This window comes from Gordonia sp. NPDC058843 (genome assembly GCF_042743165.1).
Taxonomy (GTDB): domain Bacteria; phylum Actinomycetota; class Actinomycetes; order Mycobacteriales; family Mycobacteriaceae; genus Gordonia.
In genome coordinates, this window is sequence record NZ_JBHYNC010000027.1 from 1 (window position 1) to 16,367 (window position 16,367).

At 68.4% G+C, this 16,367-nt stretch carries 16 protein-coding genes; 10 read left to right on the top strand and 6 right to left on the bottom strand.

Features of this window, described 5'->3' with window-relative positions; translation table 11 throughout:
- Window positions 1-147: 147 nt before the first annotated feature.
- The 5 genes from ACFW3F_RS16930 to ACFW3F_RS16950 are packed head-to-tail and all read right to left on the bottom strand — an operon-like array spanning window position 148 to window position 5,639.
- Complete coding sequence (locus ACFW3F_RS16930) at window positions 148-894, bottom strand: sirohydrochlorin chelatase (RefSeq protein WP_388059349.1); 747 nt, start codon at window positions 892-894, stop codon at window positions 148-150.
- A complete protein-coding gene (locus ACFW3F_RS16935) occupies window positions 891-2,186 on the bottom strand; it encodes a sulfate adenylyltransferase subunit 1 (protein ID WP_388059351.1) in 1,296 nt (431 codons plus the stop codon). The genes ACFW3F_RS16930 and ACFW3F_RS16935 overlap by 4 nt, the downstream gene beginning before the upstream one ends.
- Window positions 2,186-3,136 (bottom strand): sulfate adenylyltransferase subunit CysD, encoded by a 951-nt coding sequence (cysD, locus tag ACFW3F_RS16940; RefSeq protein WP_388059353.1) that lies wholly within the window; start codon window positions 3,134-3,136, stop codon window positions 2,186-2,188. The genes ACFW3F_RS16935 and cysD overlap by 1 nt, the downstream gene beginning before the upstream one ends.
- Window positions 3,133-3,882 (bottom strand): phosphoadenylyl-sulfate reductase, encoded by a 750-nt coding sequence (locus ACFW3F_RS16945; RefSeq protein WP_388059355.1) that lies wholly within the window; start codon window positions 3,880-3,882, stop codon window positions 3,133-3,135. The genes cysD and ACFW3F_RS16945 overlap by 4 nt, the downstream gene beginning before the upstream one ends.
- Window positions 3,879-5,639, bottom strand: a complete 1,761-nt coding sequence (locus tag ACFW3F_RS16950; RefSeq protein ID WP_388059357.1) for a nitrite/sulfite reductase — start codon at window positions 5,637-5,639, stop codon at window positions 3,879-3,881. Before ACFW3F_RS16950 ends, ACFW3F_RS16945 begins: the two co-directional genes overlap by 4 nt.
- Before the next feature lie 436 nt (window positions 5,640-6,075).
- On the opposite strand from ACFW3F_RS16950, the gene hemW reads away from it, so the two are divergent.
- Window positions 6,076-7,257, top strand: coding sequence for a radical SAM family heme chaperone HemW (gene hemW / locus ACFW3F_RS16955; protein WP_388059465.1), 1,182 nt, complete (start codon window positions 6,076-6,078; stop codon window positions 7,255-7,257).
- Between the two features lie 19 nt (window positions 7,258-7,276).
- Here the strand turns inward: hemW and ACFW3F_RS16960 are convergent, their stop codons facing one another.
- Entirely contained in the window at window positions 7,277-7,738 is a 462-nt protein-coding gene (locus tag ACFW3F_RS16960; RefSeq protein WP_388059359.1) for a type II toxin-antitoxin system VapB family antitoxin, read from the bottom strand.
- Between the two features lie 162 nt (window positions 7,739-7,900).
- Here ACFW3F_RS16960 and hrcA point away from each other — a divergent pair, with 162 nt between their 5' ends.
- The 9 genes from hrcA to era all read left to right on the top strand — a co-directional run bounded on the left by hrcA (window position 7,901) and on the right by era (window position 16,343).
- Window positions 7,901-8,935 carry a heat-inducible transcriptional repressor HrcA gene (gene hrcA, locus ACFW3F_RS16965; protein ID WP_388059361.1) on the top strand — a complete coding sequence of 345 codons (1,035 nt, stop codon included), beginning with the start codon at window positions 7,901-7,903 and terminating at the stop codon, window positions 8,933-8,935.
- 166 nt (window positions 8,936-9,101) lie between these two features.
- Window positions 9,102-10,268, top strand: coding sequence for a molecular chaperone DnaJ (gene dnaJ / locus ACFW3F_RS16970; protein WP_388059363.1), 1,167 nt, complete (start codon window positions 9,102-9,104; stop codon window positions 10,266-10,268).
- A gap of 63 nt (window positions 10,269-10,331) precedes the next feature.
- Window positions 10,332-11,081 (top strand): 16S rRNA (uracil(1498)-N(3))-methyltransferase, encoded by a 750-nt coding sequence (locus ACFW3F_RS16975; protein ID WP_388059365.1) that lies wholly within the window; start codon window positions 10,332-10,334, stop codon window positions 11,079-11,081.
- Entirely contained in the window at window positions 11,078-11,857 is a 780-nt protein-coding gene (locus ACFW3F_RS16980; protein ID WP_388059367.1) for an alpha/beta hydrolase family protein, read from the top strand. The genes ACFW3F_RS16975 and ACFW3F_RS16980 overlap by 4 nt, the downstream gene beginning before the upstream one ends.
- Before the next feature lie 120 nt (window positions 11,858-11,977).
- Entirely contained in the window at window positions 11,978-13,057 is a 1,080-nt protein-coding gene (locus ACFW3F_RS16985; protein WP_388059368.1) for a PhoH family protein, read from the top strand.
- Entirely contained in the window at window positions 13,054-13,641 is a 588-nt protein-coding gene (ybeY, locus tag ACFW3F_RS16990) for an rRNA maturation RNase YbeY (RefSeq protein ID WP_388059370.1), read from the top strand. Before ACFW3F_RS16985 ends, ybeY begins: the two co-directional genes overlap by 4 nt.
- Window positions 13,638-15,098, top strand: coding sequence for a hemolysin family protein (locus ACFW3F_RS16995; protein ID WP_388059372.1), 1,461 nt, complete (start codon window positions 13,638-13,640; stop codon window positions 15,096-15,098). Before ybeY ends, ACFW3F_RS16995 begins: the two co-directional genes overlap by 4 nt.
- Complete coding sequence (locus ACFW3F_RS17000; protein WP_388059374.1) at window positions 15,095-15,439, top strand: cytidine deaminase; 345 nt, start codon at window positions 15,095-15,097, stop codon at window positions 15,437-15,439. Before ACFW3F_RS16995 ends, ACFW3F_RS17000 begins: the two co-directional genes overlap by 4 nt.
- Window positions 15,432-16,343, top strand: coding sequence for a GTPase Era (gene era / locus ACFW3F_RS17005; RefSeq protein ID WP_388059376.1), 912 nt, complete (start codon window positions 15,432-15,434; stop codon window positions 16,341-16,343). The genes ACFW3F_RS17000 and era overlap by 8 nt, the downstream gene beginning before the upstream one ends.
- Window positions 16,344-16,367 lie beyond the last annotated feature (24 nt).

Consider the following 16,367-nt stretch of genomic DNA (forward strand, 5'->3'; position numbering starts at 1 on the left):
CTCGTCGCTTGCGCTCCTCGCACCTCAGGGAGCAGGGGTTATGCGGTTCTTTCGGATTAGGGAGCAGGGGTTATGCGGTTCTTTCGGATTAGGGACCAGGGGTTATGCGGTTCTTTCGGATCAGGGGGCAGAGCGGTGATCGCCGAGTCAGGAAGCCGCGTGACCGGCGGGCATAGCGCGGTACCCGACGGCGGAACGGTAGAGCGAGCCGATCGCGTTCACGACGTCGGGGTGTGTGCCGAGGGGTCCTGCCACGAGCGTGTCGTCGACCAGGGCGTCGAGTGCCGACTCGACCCGCTCGGTGAGGAGTCCGGCCGACAGGAAGTACGGACTGAGGGCGATCCGATGTGCGCCGCCGGCACGCAACCGGCGCACAGCCGTGGCCACCGCGCGCTTCCCCGGGCCGAGTTTGGTCGCGAAGACCACTTCCACCGGTCGGTGCAGTCGTGTCGAGAGTTCGATCGCGCGTAGGCGCACCGAACGATCGGCGGCGGGGTCCGAGGACCCGACCGCGGACAGGATCACGCCGTCACCCGGTCCCAGACCGGCCTCGAGAAGACGGTCCGCCAGGGCGCCGGTCAACGACCGGGCACCCATGACATCGGTCTGTCGGGCCGTCGGCCGACGCGAGGCGATGATCGACGGCAGGTCGATCTTGTGGTGGTACCCCGCCGACAACAGCATCGGTACGACCACCGGGCCGGCATCCGATGCCTCAGGCCCGCCGAGCCCGCCGAGGACGTCGCCGACAAGCGGCTCGTCGAGGTCGAGGTACGACAGCACCACCTCGACCCCGGAGAGGCTCGAGGCGACGGCGTCGCGCACGCGGCGCGCGGTCGCGCCGAAGCGCGGATCGCGACTGCCGTGTGCGACGAGAACGAGAGTCGGTGTCACACCAGCTCTTTGAGATGCAGCGGCGCCAGCGCGTCGCCGACGAGCCCCGCGGCCAGTGTGTTGCCGCCCTGCGGGTCGATGAGCAGGAAGCTGCCCGACTCCCGGTTGACCTGGTAGTCGTCGGCCGGGATCGCCTCGGCGGTCTGCACCGAGATCCGCACGATCTGGTTGAGCTCCACCGACTCCGGTGCCTCCACCAGGGCGAGGTTCTGCTCGTCGAACAGCGCATCGAGGGCGCCGACGATGGCCTGGGTGGTCTTGGTTCCGTGCTTGAGCAGCAGGCGCGCGCCGGGACGCAACGGCTTCTCGGCGAGCCAGCACACGGTCGCGGTGAACTGTTGCAGCGGTTCCGGGGCGTCGGCCGCGGTGGCGATCAGGTCACCGCGGGAGATGTCGACGTCGTCCGCCAGCAGGATCGTCACACTGCGTCCGGTGTGGGCGGTGGCCAACTGGCCGTCGGCGGTGTCGATCTGGCTGACGGTGGTGCGCTGCCCCGACGGCAGGATGACCACCTCGTCGCCGACGGAGACCCGGCCGGCGGCGATCTGACCCGCGTAGCCGCGGTAGTCGGGGTACTCGGGCGTGCGGGGGCGGATGACGTACTGCACGGGGAAGCGCAGACCGACCTCGCTACGCTCTACCAGATTGGGCACGGTCTCGAGATGCTCGATGAGCGTCGGCCCCTCGTAGAACGCGGTGGTCTCCGATCGGTTCGCGACGTTGTCACCGTGCAACGCCGACACCGGGATCGCGGTGACCTGCTCGTCGGACCAGCCCAGCGATCGGGTGAGTTCGGCGAACTCGGCAGAGATGTCGGCGAACACCGACGCCTGGTCGGCGACGAGGTCGATCTTGTTGACCGCCAGCACCAGTTGCGGCACGCCGAGGAGCGCCATCACCGCGGCGTGGCGGCGGGTCTGGGCGACGACGCCGGTCCGGGCGTCGACGAGGAGGATCACCAGCTGAGCGGTGGACGCGCCGGAGACGGTGTTCCGGGTGTACTGCACGTGGCCGGGGGTGTCGGCCAGTACGAACGACCGAGCGGGCGTTGCGAAGTAGCGGTACGCGACGTCGATTGTGATGCCCTGTTCGCGCTCGGCGCGCAACCCGTCGACCAGCAGTGACAGGTCGGGGGTGTCGAGGCCGCGGTCCACCGAGGCCTTGGTGACTGCATCGATCTGATCGGCCAGAACGGATTTCGTGTCGTACAGCAGTCGGCCGACGAGCGTCGACTTACCGTCGTCGACGCTGCCCGCGGTGGCGATGCGGAGGAGATCGGGGGCGTGCTTCATCAGAAATATCCTTCGCGCTTACGGTCTTCCATGGCGGCCTCGGAGACCCGGTCGTCGCCACGGGTGGCGCCACGTTCGGTCAACCGCGATGCGGCGACCTCGGCGAGAACGGCTTCGTTGTCGGCGGCGTCGGAGAGCACCGCTCCGGTCGACGAGCCGTCGCCGACGGTGCGGTAGCGCACCGAGAGTCGTTGCGTCTCTTCGCCCTCGCGAGGTCCGCCCCAGACGCCCGAGGTCATCCACATGCCGTCGCGCTGGTACACGTCGCGCTCGTGCGCGTAGTAGATCGACGGGAGGAGCACCTGCTCGCGGGCGATGTAGCGCCAGATGTCGAGCTCGGTCCAATTCGACAGCGGGAACACCCGCACGTGCTCACCCGGTGCGTGACGGCCGTTGTACAGGTTCCACAGCTCCGGACGCTGGCGCTTCGGGTCCCACTGACCGAAGGCGTTGCGCAACGAGAAGATCCGCTCCTTGGCGCGTGAACGCTCCTCGTCGCGGCGACCACCGCCGAACACCGCATCGAAGCGGTTCTCGGTGATCGCGTCGAGCAGGGGAATGGTCTGCAGCGGGTTGCGGACACCGTCGGGACGCTCGGTGAGGCGGCCGTCGGCGAGGTAGTCCTCGACCTTGGCGACGTGCAACCGCAGGTTGTGCCGCTCCACGACCTGATCCCGGAACTCGAGCACCTCGGGCAGATTGTGCCCGGTGTCGACGTGCAGCAGCGAGAAGGGCAGCGGCGCGGGCCAGAACGCCTTCAGCGCAACGTGCAGCAGCACGGTGGAGTCCTTGCCGCCGGAGAACAGGATGACCGGCCGCTCGAATTCGCCCGCGACCTCCCGGAAGATGTGGATCGCCTCGGACTCCAGGGCGTCGAGCGTGGTGAACTCGTCGGCCTCCGCGGCGGCGCCGCTCGTCTGGCGAACGGACGGTGTTTCGGTCACGGTCATGCGTGCAGCCCACATTCTGTCTTGGCGCGGCCGGCCCAGCGGCCGCTGCGCGGATCGGATCCGGGTTCGGGTTTGACGGTGCACGGTGCGCACCCGATGGAGGGGTATCCCTCGTCGACAAGCGGATTCACCAACACCCCGTTGGTGTCGATGTAGTCCTGCATCGTCTCGTCGGACCAGGCCGCGATCGGATTGATCTTCACCAGTCCGAAGCCCTCGTCGAAGGAGATGAGCGGTGCGTTGGCCCGGGTAGGTGCCTCCACGCGCCGGATGCCGGTGATCCACGCGTCGTATCCGGCGAGGCCGGCCTTGAGCGGCAGGACCTTGCGCATACGGCAGCATTCGCCCGGGTCCCGTGCGAAGAGGTTGCGCCCCAGGAGTTCGTCCTGTTCGGCGACGCTGTGCTCGGGGGTCAGATTCACCATGTCCACGCCGTACACCTGCTCGACGGCGTCCCGGGTGCCGATGGTCTCGGCGAAGTGGTAGCCGGTGTCGAGGAAGAGCACCTTGACCGGGTCCCCGTCGAGGAGATCACGGTCGATGTGCTTGACGGCGAGATCGACGAGGGCCGCGTCCTGCATGTTCGACGCGACCACGAAGTTGGTGCCGAAGGTCTGCGCGGTCCAGCGGATCAGTTCCTCGGGAGTGGCGTCGGAACCGAGGTCCGCAGCACCCTTCTGCGCGATGTCGCGCAGCTGGTCCTCGCTGAACCGCCGCCCTGCACGGGCAGTCGTCTCGATGGTCATCGCAGTGCCTCCTCGTCGGCACGAACGGCCCACTGTGCGAACCGTTCACCTTCTTCACGCTGGTCGACGAAGTTGCGGACCACGCGCTCGATGTAGTCGCCCAGCTCGGTGCCGAGCACCTTGTGCTGGCGAAGCTTGCGCCCGAAACCCGAATCCAGGCCGAGGCTGCCGCCGAGGTGAACCTGGAATCCGTCGGTCTGATTGCCGTCGGCGTCCTCGACGAGCTGCCCCTTGAAACCGATGTCGGCGATCTGCGATCGCCCGCAGGAATTGGGGCAGCCGTTGATGTTCACCGTGATCGGCACGTCGAGCTTCGAGTTGATGTCGGCGAGCCGCTCGTCGAGCTCCGGGGCGAGGACCTGCGAGCGCTTGCGGGTCTCGGTGAACGAGAGCTTGCAGAACTCGATACCGCTGCACGCCAGGAGGTTCCGGCGCCATCGAGTCGGCCGGCCGTGCAGGCCGAGCGGCTTGAGCTCGTCGATCAGCCAGTCCACCTTGTCGTCGGGGACGTCGAGGACGATCAGCTTCTGGTACGGGGTGAAGCGGACGCGGTCGGAACCGGCCGCGGCGACCGCCTCGGCGGCCTTGGTCAGGATCGTGCCCGAGACGCGTCCGGCGATGGGGGAGAAACCGATCGCGTTGAGCCCGTTGCTCAACTTCTGTACACCGATGTGGTCGATGGGGCGTTCGGGCTGCTCCGGGGCCGGACCGTCGATCAGCTTGCGGCCCAGGTACTCGTCTTCGAGGACCTGACGGAACTTCTCGATGCCCCAGTCCTTGATGAGGAACTTCAGGCGGGCCTTGGCGCGGAGACGTCGGTATCCGTAGTCGCGGAAGATCGAGACCACGGCCTCCCAGACATCGGGCACCTCGTCGAGGGGCACCCATGCGCCGACGCGCTGGGCGAGCATCGGGTTGGTGGACAGCCCGCCGCCGACCCAGAGGTCGAGGCCGGGGCCGTGCTCGGGATGGACCACGCCGACGAAGGCGACGTCGTTGATCTCGTGCACCACGTCCTGCTGGCCCGAGATCGCGGTCTTGAACTTTCGCGGCAGGTTCGAGTACTTCGGGTCGCCGATGTAGCGGCGGACGATCTCGTCGATGGCCGGGGTCGGGTCGAGGATCTCGTCGAGGGACTCACCGGCGAGCGGTGAGCCCAGCACGACGCGGGGGCAGTCGCCACAGGCCTCGGTGGTCTTGAGTCCGACGCCTTCGAGGCGTTCCCAGATCGTCGGGACGTCCTCGATCCGGATCCAGTGGTACTGGACGTTCTCGCGGTCGGAGAGGTCGGCGGTGTCACGGGCGAACTCGGTGGAGATCTCGCCCAACGTCCTCAGCTGCTCGACATTGAGCGCGCCACCGTCGCAGCGCACGCGCATCATGAAGTGGCTGTCTTCGAGGATGTCGATGTTCTCGTCGCCGGTCCAGGTGCCGTCGTAGCCTTCGGCGCGCTGGGTGTAGAGACCCCACCAGCGCATACGGCCGCGGAGGTCCTGCTTGTCGATCGAGTCGAAGCCCTGCTTCGAGTAGATGTTCTCGATGCGCGCCCGCACGTTGAGCGGGTTGTCGTCCTTCTTGACCTGCTCATTCGGGTTCAACGGCTCGCGGTATCCGAGCTTCCACTGGCCTTCGGCGCGGCGCTTGGTCGGACGGGCCTTGCGGGCCGGACGCGCGGGCTTGTCGGCGGCCGGTGCGGCAGCAGCGTCGTTCGGTGAACCCGGGCCGGAAGCGGCGGGGGCGTCGGTGGTGGACGTCATGAACTCTCCTGTGCCGGCACACAGGGCCGGCGTTCGTTGCACGAATTACGGGCTGAAACGTGCCGGCATCCCCCGAGAAACGGGGACAAATCGGGGCCGAGACGTCGCTAGATGCGACAGAAAGCGCTGTTGACGCGCTTGAGATCAATGTGGCGTCGAGCTGCGAGCCACACCCCGGGGAAAATCACGCGCTCCATAGTGCCACGCTCCGCATCGGCTCGTCTACTTGGGGTTATTTTCCATCACGATGATGGAAACCGGGCGGGGCCGGTCCCTACCTGAGCCGCACAACGCCGACGAGGTCGACGCTGTTCCCGTCGCGGTCGTCGATTTCCTCCCATGTCGGGGTGATCGGCATGATGGAAGGGTGAATGTCGACGTGATCCCCGCGGCCGATCCGGCCCCTGCCGCGGGTCGCGACGCCGATCCGGCTGCGGTGCCCGCGGACGAGCTCGTCGCGGCCGCGTGCAGCGATGTCGACCCGGGTGTGCCCCTCGCGCTGTACCTGCATGTCCCGTTCTGCGCGACCCGGTGCGGGTATTGCGACTTCAACACCTACACGGCGGGGGAGCTCGGTTCGTCGTCGTCGCCGGAGTCGTGGCAGGACGCCGTCGCCCGCGAACTCGAGACCGCGTCGCAGCTGCTGTCGCCCGCACGGCCGGTCTCGACGATCTTCGTCGGCGGCGGCACGCCGTCGCTCCTCGGTGCGGCCGGTCTCACCCGGCTTCTCGATGCTGTGCGGGCGAACATCGATCTCTCCGACGACGTCGAGATCACCACCGAGTCGAATCCGGAGTCGACCTCGCCCGAGTTCTTCGACGGACTCCGGTCGGCGGGCTTCACCCGGATCTCGCTCGGCATGCAGTCGGCCGCCGAGCATGTGCTCAGACTCCTCGACCGCACGCACACACCGGGCCGGGCGGTCGCGGCTGCGAGAGAGGCGCGGGCGGCCGGGTTCGACCACGTCAACCTCGACCTGATCTACGGCACGCCCGGCGAGACCGACGCCGACCTGCACGCCACCGTCGACGCAGTGTTGGACGCCGGGATCGACCACGTGTCGGCCTACGCGCTGATCGTCGAAGACGGCACCGCATTGGCGCGCCGAATCCGCCGCGGGGAGATGCCTGCCCCGGACGACGACGTGCTCGCCGACCGTTACCAGATCCTCGACCGTCGCCTCCGGGCCGATGGCCTCGACTGGTACGAGGTGTCGAACTGGGCGCGCAGCGACGAGTCGGTGTGCCGCCACAACATCGCCTACTGGCACAGCCACGACTGGTGGGGCGTCGGCCCGGGTGCGCATTCCCACGTCGCCGGCGTTCGCTGGCTGAACGCGAAACACCCTGCGCGCTACGCGAAGTCGTTGTCGGACGGCGTACTGCCGATCGCGTCGGCGGAGCAGCTGAGTCTCGAGGATCAACACCTCGAGGCCGTCATGCTGACCACTCGGTGCCGCAGCGGACTGCCACGCGGTCTCCTGGACGAGTCCGAGACCGCGAATGCCGAACAGCTCTGCGCCGACGGTCTGCTGAGCGCGACCGAGGACGCCTATGTGCTCACCGACGCCGGCAGGTTGCTGGCCGACGGCGTGATCCGCCGCGTGCTCTGGGGCTGAGTTCGGGACCGGTGTCGGCCTACCAACCCTGATCGGGGCGAGGCGGCGGACTCGTCCATCCCGTCGACCGGGCGCCCCGACGGTGTGCGCCTGCGCTCTCGGGCGCGGTCGGGGGCCGGCGCGCGGGGATCTCGGCGGTGTCCTCGAGTTGCTCGTCCAGGGGTTTGGCCGCGTCGGTCAGGTCCAGGGCGTCGAGATCCAGGGTTCGCGCGTGGATGATGTGGCGGTTGCGCAGGGCCGACCGGACGGCGCGATGCAGCCCGTCCTCCAGATAGAGCTCGCCCTCCCATCGAACGACGTGCGCGAACAGGTCGCCGTAGAAGGTGGAGTCCTCGCTGAGCAGCTTGTCCAGGGCGAGGACCTTGGTGATCGGGGTCAGCTGGTCGAGGCGGAGTTGTCGCGGCGGGATCTTGGCCCAGCCACGCGTCGACAACCCGTGGTCGGGGTAGGGCTTGCCCTCCCGAACCCCCTTGAAGATCATCCGAACTCCTCCGACGCTCTGCCTCGGCGACTGCCGCTCGTCGACGATGCGTCGACGGTCGGTGCGCGACACCACGCCGTGGCACCGTGATCGCGATCGGCGTTTCGTACTATGGAACGCACCCAACTGTATGGCAGGGATCCGAGTCAGGAGGTGTACCGCGTGTCTACCACCGATGATCGTCGCTTCGAGATCCTGCGTGCGATCGTGACCGACTACGTCGGCACGCAGGAACCGATCGGCTCGAAAGCTCTCGTGGAGCGCCACCAGCTGGGCGTGTCGAGTGCCACCGTCCGCAACGACATGGCGGTCCTGGAGGCGGAGGGGTACATCACCCAGCCACACACCAGCTCCGGTCGGGTGCCCACCGACAAGGGTTACCGGATGTTCGTCGACCGGATCAGCGAGATCAAGCCGCTCTCGGCGGCCGAGCGTCGAGCGATCCTCTCGGTGCTCGACTCCGGCGTCGACCTCGACGACGTACTCCGGCGTTCGGTGCGGCTCCTCGCCCAGCTGACGCGGCAGGTCGCGGTGATCCAGTATCCCGTGCTGTCGGCGGCGACCGTGCGTCACCTCGAGGTCGTCACCCTCTCGCCGTCGCGTCTGCTGATGGTCGTCATCGTCGACAACGGCCGCGTCGAACAGCGCATGGTGGCACTGAACGAAGACCACGACGAGGACGAGATCGCCCGGCTGCGTGATCTGTTCTCGGCCGCGCTGCACGGCAGACGACTCGAGGCCGCGTCGGCCGCGGTGGCCGAGCTCGCCAACTCCGCGCCCGAGGATCTGCGCGGTGCGGCCCTCAACATCGCGACCGTGCTGGTGGAAACCCTCGTCGAACGCGGCGACGATCGACTGGTGCTCGGCGGCACGTCGAACCTCGCCCGTTCGGCGGCCGACTTCACACCCGTCGTCGGCGGGATGGACACCGTGCTCGAGGCACTCGAAGAGCAGGTGGTGGTTCTCAAGATCCTCGCGACGACGCAGGACATGGGGCAGGTCACGGTGCAGATCGGTGAGGAGACCCAGACCGAGAACCTGCGTGGTACGTCGGTCGTATCGACAGGGTACGGTGCATCGGGAAACGTGTTCGGCGGCGTCGGTGTGCTCGGCCCCACACGAATGGACTACCCGGGAACCATTGCCTCGGTCGCGGCCGTTGCCAAGTACATCGGCGAGGTGCTCGCCGAGCGATGACCGCATATTTCCCATGACCGCTGCTCGGCATGCCGCCGCGTCGACGGCGGCGGCCGCGCACGACCCGGAGTCGGGGACCGCGTGGGACGGTTCCCCGCACACGTCCCGCGCGATCGTGAGAGCACACGCCGCCAGGCACCACTGAGACCGAAGGATCACTACAACCGTGGCACGTGACTATTACGCAATCCTGGGTGTGGCGAAGGGCGCTACTGATCAGGAGCTCAAGCGCGCCTACCGCAAGAAGGCCCGCGAACTGCACCCCGATGTCAATCCGGGCAAAGAAGACGAATTCAAGGAGGTCAGCACCGCCTACGAGGTGCTGACCGATCCGGAGAAGCGCCGCATCGTCGATGCCGGTGGCGACCCGCTGGCCGGTGCGGGTGCGGGTGGCTTCGGCGGTTTCGGTGGCGGCGGCGGGGGATTCGGCGACGTCTTCGAGGCGTTCTTCGGCAACGGTGGCGGCTTCGGCGGTGGCGGGGGCTTCGGCTCCGGTCGCGGACCCAAGTCACGTGTGCAGCCGGGCGAGCCGGCCCTGGTGACACTGACCCTGGATCTCGCGGAGTGCGCGAAGGGGGTCGCCAAGGAGATCACCGTCGACACCGCGATCCTGTGCGACGTGTGCACCGGCTCCGGAACCAACGGCGACAGCAAGCCGGTGACCTGTGACATCTGTAAGGGCGCCGGGGAGATCCAGTCCGTCCAGCGCTCGTTCCTCGGCCAGGTCATGACGGTGCGCGAGTGCCCGACCTGTCACGGTGTCGGCGAGGTGATCCCCGATCCCTGTCACAAGTGCGGCGGCGACGGACGCTACCGCTCGCGGCGCACCATGACCGTGCGCATCCCCGCCGGGATCGAGAACGGCATGCGCGTGCGTCTCACCGGTCAGGGCGAGGTGGGCCTGGGCGGCGGTCCCGCGGGCGATCTGTACGTCGAGGTCTCCGAGCGGCCGCACGAGGTGTTCCTGCGCGACAAGGACGACCTGCACTGCACGGTCAAGGTCCCGATGGCCGACGCGGCGCTCGGTGCCGAGTTCGAGGTGGAGACCATTCTCGGTGACCCGGTCACCGTGACGGTCGCTCCCGGCACCCAGCCGGGGCAGGTCGTGAAGCTGCGCGGCCAGGGCATGCCGCACGTCAGTTCCGGTGTGCGCGGAACCATGCACGTCCATCTCGACGTCGTCGTCCCGACCAGGCTCGATGCGGCACAGACCGAAGCGCTGAAGAAGTACCGTAAGGTCGCCGCCGACGAGATCGAGATCGTGAACACCTCGGCGGCCGCGGCCCCGGGTGGCCTGTTTTCGCGGCTGCGCAACGCGTTCGCCGGGAAGTAGACGCGGCGTGTCCGCGGCGGTGAGGTCCCGGCGGGTGTACTCGTCTCGAACGGCGGGTGCGCAGTGAGCCCACCGCTGTTCTGGGCGGAGTCCGTGCCCGCGCCGGGCGCCGATCTGATCCTGAGCGGACCCGAGGGTCGCCACGCGGTCACCGTCGCCCGACTCGCCGTCGGCGAACGAATTCTCGTCGGTGACGGTGCCGGTTCGGTGGGTGGTTGCGAGATCCGGGAGATCACCGCGAAGGACACGCTGGTGGCGACCGTTCACGACCTGTCGTTCGAGGCACGCCCGACTCCGCAGGTGACCTTGGTGCAGGCGCTGCCGAAATCCGAACGATCCGAGCTCGCGGTCGACCTCGCGACCGAGGCCGGCGTCGACGTCATCGTGCCCTGGCAGGCGCTGCGATGCGTCTCGCGCTGGACGGGCAAGGCCGACAAAGGTGTCGGCAAATGGCGGGCCGCGGCGTCGGCCGCCGCCAAACAGAGTCGGCGCCCGTGGATTCCGGAGGTCACCGACCTCGCGACCACCATCGACGTCCGTGCCCGCTGCGCAGATGTCGTGGCCGGGGGTGGGGTCGTCGCCGTCCTGCACGAGGAGTCCGCGCAGCCCCTCGCGCAGCTGCCCCTCGCCGACGCCACCGAGATCCTGCTCGTGGTCGGGCCCGAGGGCGGTCTCGACGGCGGCGAGATCGCGGACCTGACCGCGCTCGGTGCTCAGTCGGTGGTGCTCGGTCCGGAGGTGTTGCGCACGTCGACGGCCGCCGCGGTGGCCCTCGGCGCGATCGGGGTGCTCACCCGCCGGTGGACGCGATGAGTGTCCTCGGACGCCGTGCGGTGCGTCGTACGAAGGTCGAATATGGTTCGGCACCTTCACAATTCGGTCATCTCTACGTGCCCTCCGAAGGTCTCGGGGTCGCGTCGCCCGCGCGACTCGTGGTCCTCGTGCACGGCGGGTCCTGGTCTGTCGAGTTCGGTTCGACGACCCAGACCGCGATCGCGCGCATGCTCGCCGAGCGCGGGGCGGCGGTGTGGAACATCGAGTACCGCCGGGTCGGTGAAGAGGGCGGCGGGTGGCCGAACACCGGCCGGGACGTCATCGACGCGCTCGCTGCCCTGGACGGTCCGGTACGTGACCTGCTCCCGCCCGACAGCGTCGACTTCGCCTCGACTGCGGTCGTCGGGCACTCGGCGGGTGGCCAGCTCGCGGTCTGGGCGGTCGGGCAGATCGGCGCACGCACCGCCACGGCCACCATCACCACTGTCGTCGCCCAGGCGGCGGTGCTCGACACCGTCGGTGCGGCAGATCGAGAGTCGGTGCGCGCGTTCATGGGTCGGCCGTTCAGCGAGTCGCCGCGCCGGTACTCCGACGCCTCGCCCCTGCTGGCGCCCGTCGTGGACGCCCACGTCGTGGCGGTGCACGGCGAGACCGACGACCTCATCCCGGTCGAGTCCAGCCGCAGGTACGTCGACGCCGCGATCGCGCGCGGACAGTCCGCCGAACTGATCGTCGTACCCGGCGAGGGACACGACGCCTTCGTCGACCCGCGCAGCGTGTGCACGCGGCAGACGATCCGGGTGCTGGGGATCTGACGGAAATATTGCCTGCTGATCGGCTGTTGCACCGCGATACACTGACCACATCCCTGCGCGCCGGGACCCGGCGCGCGTGGTCACCGCATCCAGAACAGAACACCAGGAGTGATTTCATACGTGAGTGACGACAACCCCGACCCGAGCGGGCAATCCAGCCGTACGCAGCCGCGCCGGTCTGGGGTCACATCCACTGTCGAAGTCTCTCCCGGAGTCGTATTCGGGCTGCTCGGCGCCAGTGACGTCAACCTGCGAACCCTCGAACAGCTCCTGCCCGCCGACATCCACGTCCGCGGCAATCAGGTGACGCTGACCGGCGAACCCCCCGAGGTCGCCGCCTCCGAACGTGTCATCGCCGAACTCGTCGACCTCGTCGGCCGGGGCACGCCGCTGACACCGGACCTCGTCCGGCACAGCGTGTCGATGCTCTCCGACGGCACCGAGGAGTCGCCTGCCGACGTCCTGTCGCTCGACATCCTGTCTCGACGCGGCAAGACGATCCGGCCCAAGACGCTCAACCAGAAGCACTACGTCGACGCCATCGACAACCACACCATCGTGTTCGGTCTGGGTCCGGCCGGTACCGGCAAGACCTATCTGGCGATGGCCAAGGCCGTGCAGGCGCTCCAGTCCAAGTCGGTCAACCGCATCATCCTGACGCGGCCGGCGGTCGAGGCCGGCGAACGCCTCGGCTTCCTGCCCGGCACGCTGAGCGAGAAGATCGACCCCTACCTGCGCCCGTTGTACGACGCGCTGCACGACATGATGGACCCCGAGGCGATCCCGAAGCTCATGGCGGCCGGGGTCATCGAGGTCGCACCGCTGGCGTACATGCGCGGCCGCACCCTCAACGACGCGTTCATCATCCTCGACGAGGCGCAGAACACGACGAGCGAACAGATGAAGATGTTCCTGACCCGTCTCGGCTTCGGGTCCAAGGTCGTCGTGACCGGCGACGTCACCCAGGTGGATCTGCCGGGCGGTGCGCGGAGCGGACTCCTCGCCGCCTCGGAGATCCTGGAAGGCATCGACGACATCCACTTCGCCCGGCTCACCAGCCAGGACGTGGTCCGGCACCGATTGGTCGCCGACATCGTCGACGCCTACGGGCGTGCCGAGGAAGCGCAGCGCGGACTGCCCAACACGGCGATCGGCGGCAACCGCGCCACGCGTCGGGCGGCCCAGGGTCGTCGCTCATGAGCATCGAACTGGCCAACGAATCGGGGGTCGACGTACCGGCCGAGCTGATCATCGACGCCGCACGCTTCGCGGTGAACGCGATGGACGTCAACCCGGCCGCGTTGCTCTCGGTGCTGTGCGTCGACGAGGACACCATGGCCGACATGCACGTGCAGTGGATGGACCTGCCCGGTCCGACCGACGTGATGAGTTTCCCGATGGACGAGTTGGTGCCCGGCGGACGACCGGACGCGACCGACCCGGGCCCGGCGATCCTCGGCGACATCGTGCTGTGCCCCGACTTCGCCCGCAAGCAGGCGCGGGAGGCCAAACGTTCCTTCGAGCACGAGCTGGCGATGCTGACCATCCACGGAGTGCTGCACCTTCTCGGCTATGACCACGCCGAACCGGAGGAGGAGCGCGAGATGTTCGGGCTGCAGAACCGCATCCTCGACGCGTTCTACGCCGAGCGCCACCGCCGTGCCCAGGAGCAACGACAGACCGACCGTGATTCGCGGTTGCTGTCCAACATCGGTTTCACCGGCGTCGAGGGCGGGTCACCGGCCCCCGGTGCCCCGACGCGGTCCGAGGAGGACCGAGGGTGACCTCTGACTACTGGTTCATCGTGGCCGCAGTCGTGTTGATCGGGGTCGGCGGTGTCTTCGCGGCCGTCGACACCGCGGTGTCGACGGTGTCGAACGCCCGCGTCGACGACATGGTCCGCGAGGGGCGTGCGGGCGCGCGCCGCCTGGCGGGCATCCTCGACGCACGTGCCACCTACGTCGGGCTCGTCGTGCTGCTCCGCGTGGTGTGCGAGACCGCGGCCGTCGCGCTCGTCGCCGTTTCCGCGACGCAGCTGATCGGCATCGGCGGGGGACTGGCCGTGGCCATCGCCGCCATGGCAGTCGTCTCCTACGTCGCCGTGGGCGTCGGCCCGCGCACCCTGGGCCGGCAGCACGCGTACACCATCGCGCTCGCATCGTCGTACCTGCTCTTCGCGCTCGGCGTGCTGCTCAAGCCGCTGACCCGTCTGCTGATCCTGATCGGAAACGCCATCACGCCGGGTCGCGGATTCCGCAACGGCCCGTTCGCCACCGAGATCGAGCTCCGCGAGGTCGTCGACCTCGCGGAGGCCTCCGGCGTCGTCGCGGCCGACGAGCGCCGCATGATCCAGTCGGTGTTCGATCTCGGCGACACCAGCGCCCGCGAGGTGATGGTCCCGCGCCCGGAGATGGTCTGGATCGAGGCCGACAAAACAGCCCTTCAGGCCACGAGTCTCGCGACGCGGTCCGGGCATTCGCGGATCCCGGTCATCGGGGAGAACACCGACGACGTCCTCGGCATCGTGTACCTCAAAGACCTGGTGGCCCGCACGGTCGCCCAGCGCATCGACCCCGCCACCCTGCGTGTTGTCGACGTGATGCGTGACGCCGAATTCATCCCCGACTCCAAACCGCTCGACCGGGTCCTCGCCGACATGCAGCGCGAGCGCAACCACATGGCCATGCTCGTCGACGAGTACGGCGGCATCGCCGGACTGGTCACCATCGAGGACGTACTGGAGGAGATCGTCGGCGAGATCACCGACGAGTACGACACCGACGAACTCGCACCGGTCGAAGACCTCGGCGACGGGTCGTATCGGGTGTCGGCGCGGCTCCCGGTGGAGGATCTCGGCGAACTGTTCGACGTCGAGATCGACGACGAAGAGGTCGAGACGGTCGGCGGGCTCGTCGGTCTGGAACTGGGCCGTGTGCCGCTGCCCGGCGCCCGGGTCGAATCCCACGGGTTGCAGCTGGTTGCCGAGGGCGGGCCCAATCGCCAAGGGCGGCAACGCATCATCACGGTGCTGGTAACCCGAGTCCCCGACGCTCAGGAGAATTCCCGACGCGACGAACACCGCGGATACCCGAGCCGATCGCAGGGACGCTCGGGACGCGACCACGACGACGAGCGGCGGGCCGGGGACGAGCGGCCGGGGAACGAGCAGGGCCCCGACCCGGACGCGGACACCGCCGGTCACGGCAGCACAGACGAGTCGAGAGCAAGGATGAACCAGTGACCGAGACCCTCACCGACGAGGATCGCAAGCTCGTGGTGCTCGCCCGGGGTGCACTGGCGCGCGCCGAGACACCCACGGGTGCGGCGGTTCGGGACGGCGACGGTCGCACATATGCCGGTGCCGACGTGGCGACCCGCACCCTGACCCTCACCGGGCTGCAGGTCGCGGTGGCGTCGGCGATCTCGAGCGGGGCCCGCTCCTTCGAGGCCGCGGTCGTCGTCAACGGCGACCCGGACGACCCGGGCCTGGACACCCTGCGCGAGCTGAGTCCCGAGGCGTACGCGGTCCTCACCGACACAGCGGGTCACCCCCGGCAGCGGCTGGGGCGCGCGGATGTCTGAGTTCCGTTCGGGTTTCGTGTGTTTCGTGGGCCGACCGAACACCGGCAAGTCCACGCTCACCAATGCCCTCGTCGGCGAGAAGATCGCGATCACCTCGAACCGGCCGCAGACCACCCGCCACACCATCCGCGGGATCGTCAACCGTCCCGATGCGCAGCTGATCCTCGTGGACACCCCGGGTCTGCACCGCCCGCGCACCCTCCTCGGCCAGCGGCTCAACGATCTCGTCCGCGACACCTACTCCGAGGTCGACGTGATCGGCGTCTGTATACCCGCCGACGAGGCGATCGGTCCGGGTGATCGCTGGATCATCTCGCAGGTTCGCGAGATGGCACCGCGCACGACGATCGTCGGCGTGGTCACCAAGATCGACCGGGTCGGCCCCGAGCAGGTCGCCAAGCAGCTACTCGCGCTGTCGCAGGTGCTCGGACCGCAGTCCGAGGTCGTCCCGGTGTCGGCGAAGTCGGGCAAGCAGCTCGACGTGCTGTCCGATGTGCTCGTGGGCCTGATGGAGGAGGGACCCGCGTTCTACCCGGACGGCGAGCTCACCGACGAACCCGAACAGGTCCTCATGGCCGAGTTCATCCGCGAGGCCGCGCTCGAAGGCGTGCATGACGAACTGCCGCACTCGCTGGCCGTCGTCATCGAAGAGGTCATCGACCGCGAGGACCGCGATCCGAAGCTGCCGCCGATGGTCGACGTCCACGCTGTGCTGTTCGTCGAGCGCGACAGCCAGAAGGGCATCATCATCGGGCACAAAGGTGCGCGCCTGAAAGAGGTCGGTACAGTTGCCCGCGCACAGATCGAGCGGCTGCTGGGGACCAAGGTGTACCTGGATCTGCATGTGAAGGTCGCCAAGGACTGGCAACGCGACCCCAAGCAGTTGCGTCGATTGGGTTTCTAGCAGCGCAGACTGCCGGCCTCCACG

Coding starts and splice junctions, on each gene's coding strand:
- ACFW3F_RS16935 (WP_388059351.1), bottom strand. CDS start 2,186: ATGAAGCACGCCCCCGATCTCCTCCGCATCGCCACCGCGGGCAGCGTC.
- cysD (WP_388059353.1), bottom strand. CDS start 3,136: ATGACCGTGACCGAAACACCGTCCGTTCGCCAGACGAGCGGCGCCGCC.
- ACFW3F_RS16945 (WP_388059355.1), bottom strand. CDS start 3,882: ATGACCATCGAGACGACTGCCCGTGCAGGGCGGCGGTTCAGCGAGGAC.
- ACFW3F_RS16950 (WP_388059357.1), bottom strand. CDS start 5,639: ATGACGTCCACCACCGACGCCCCCGCCGCTTCCGGCCCGGGTTCACCG.
- ACFW3F_RS16960 (WP_388059359.1), bottom strand. CDS start 7,738: ATGATCTTCAAGGGGGTTCGGGAGGGCAAGCCCTACCCCGACCACGGG.
- ACFW3F_RS16980 (WP_388059367.1), top strand. CDS start 11,078: ATGAGTGTCCTCGGACGCCGTGCGGTGCGTCGTACGAAGGTCGAATAT.
- ybeY (WP_388059370.1), top strand. CDS start 13,054: ATGAGCATCGAACTGGCCAACGAATCGGGGGTCGACGTACCGGCCGAG.
- era (WP_388059376.1), top strand. CDS start 15,432: ATGTCTGAGTTCCGTTCGGGTTTCGTGTGTTTCGTGGGCCGACCGAAC.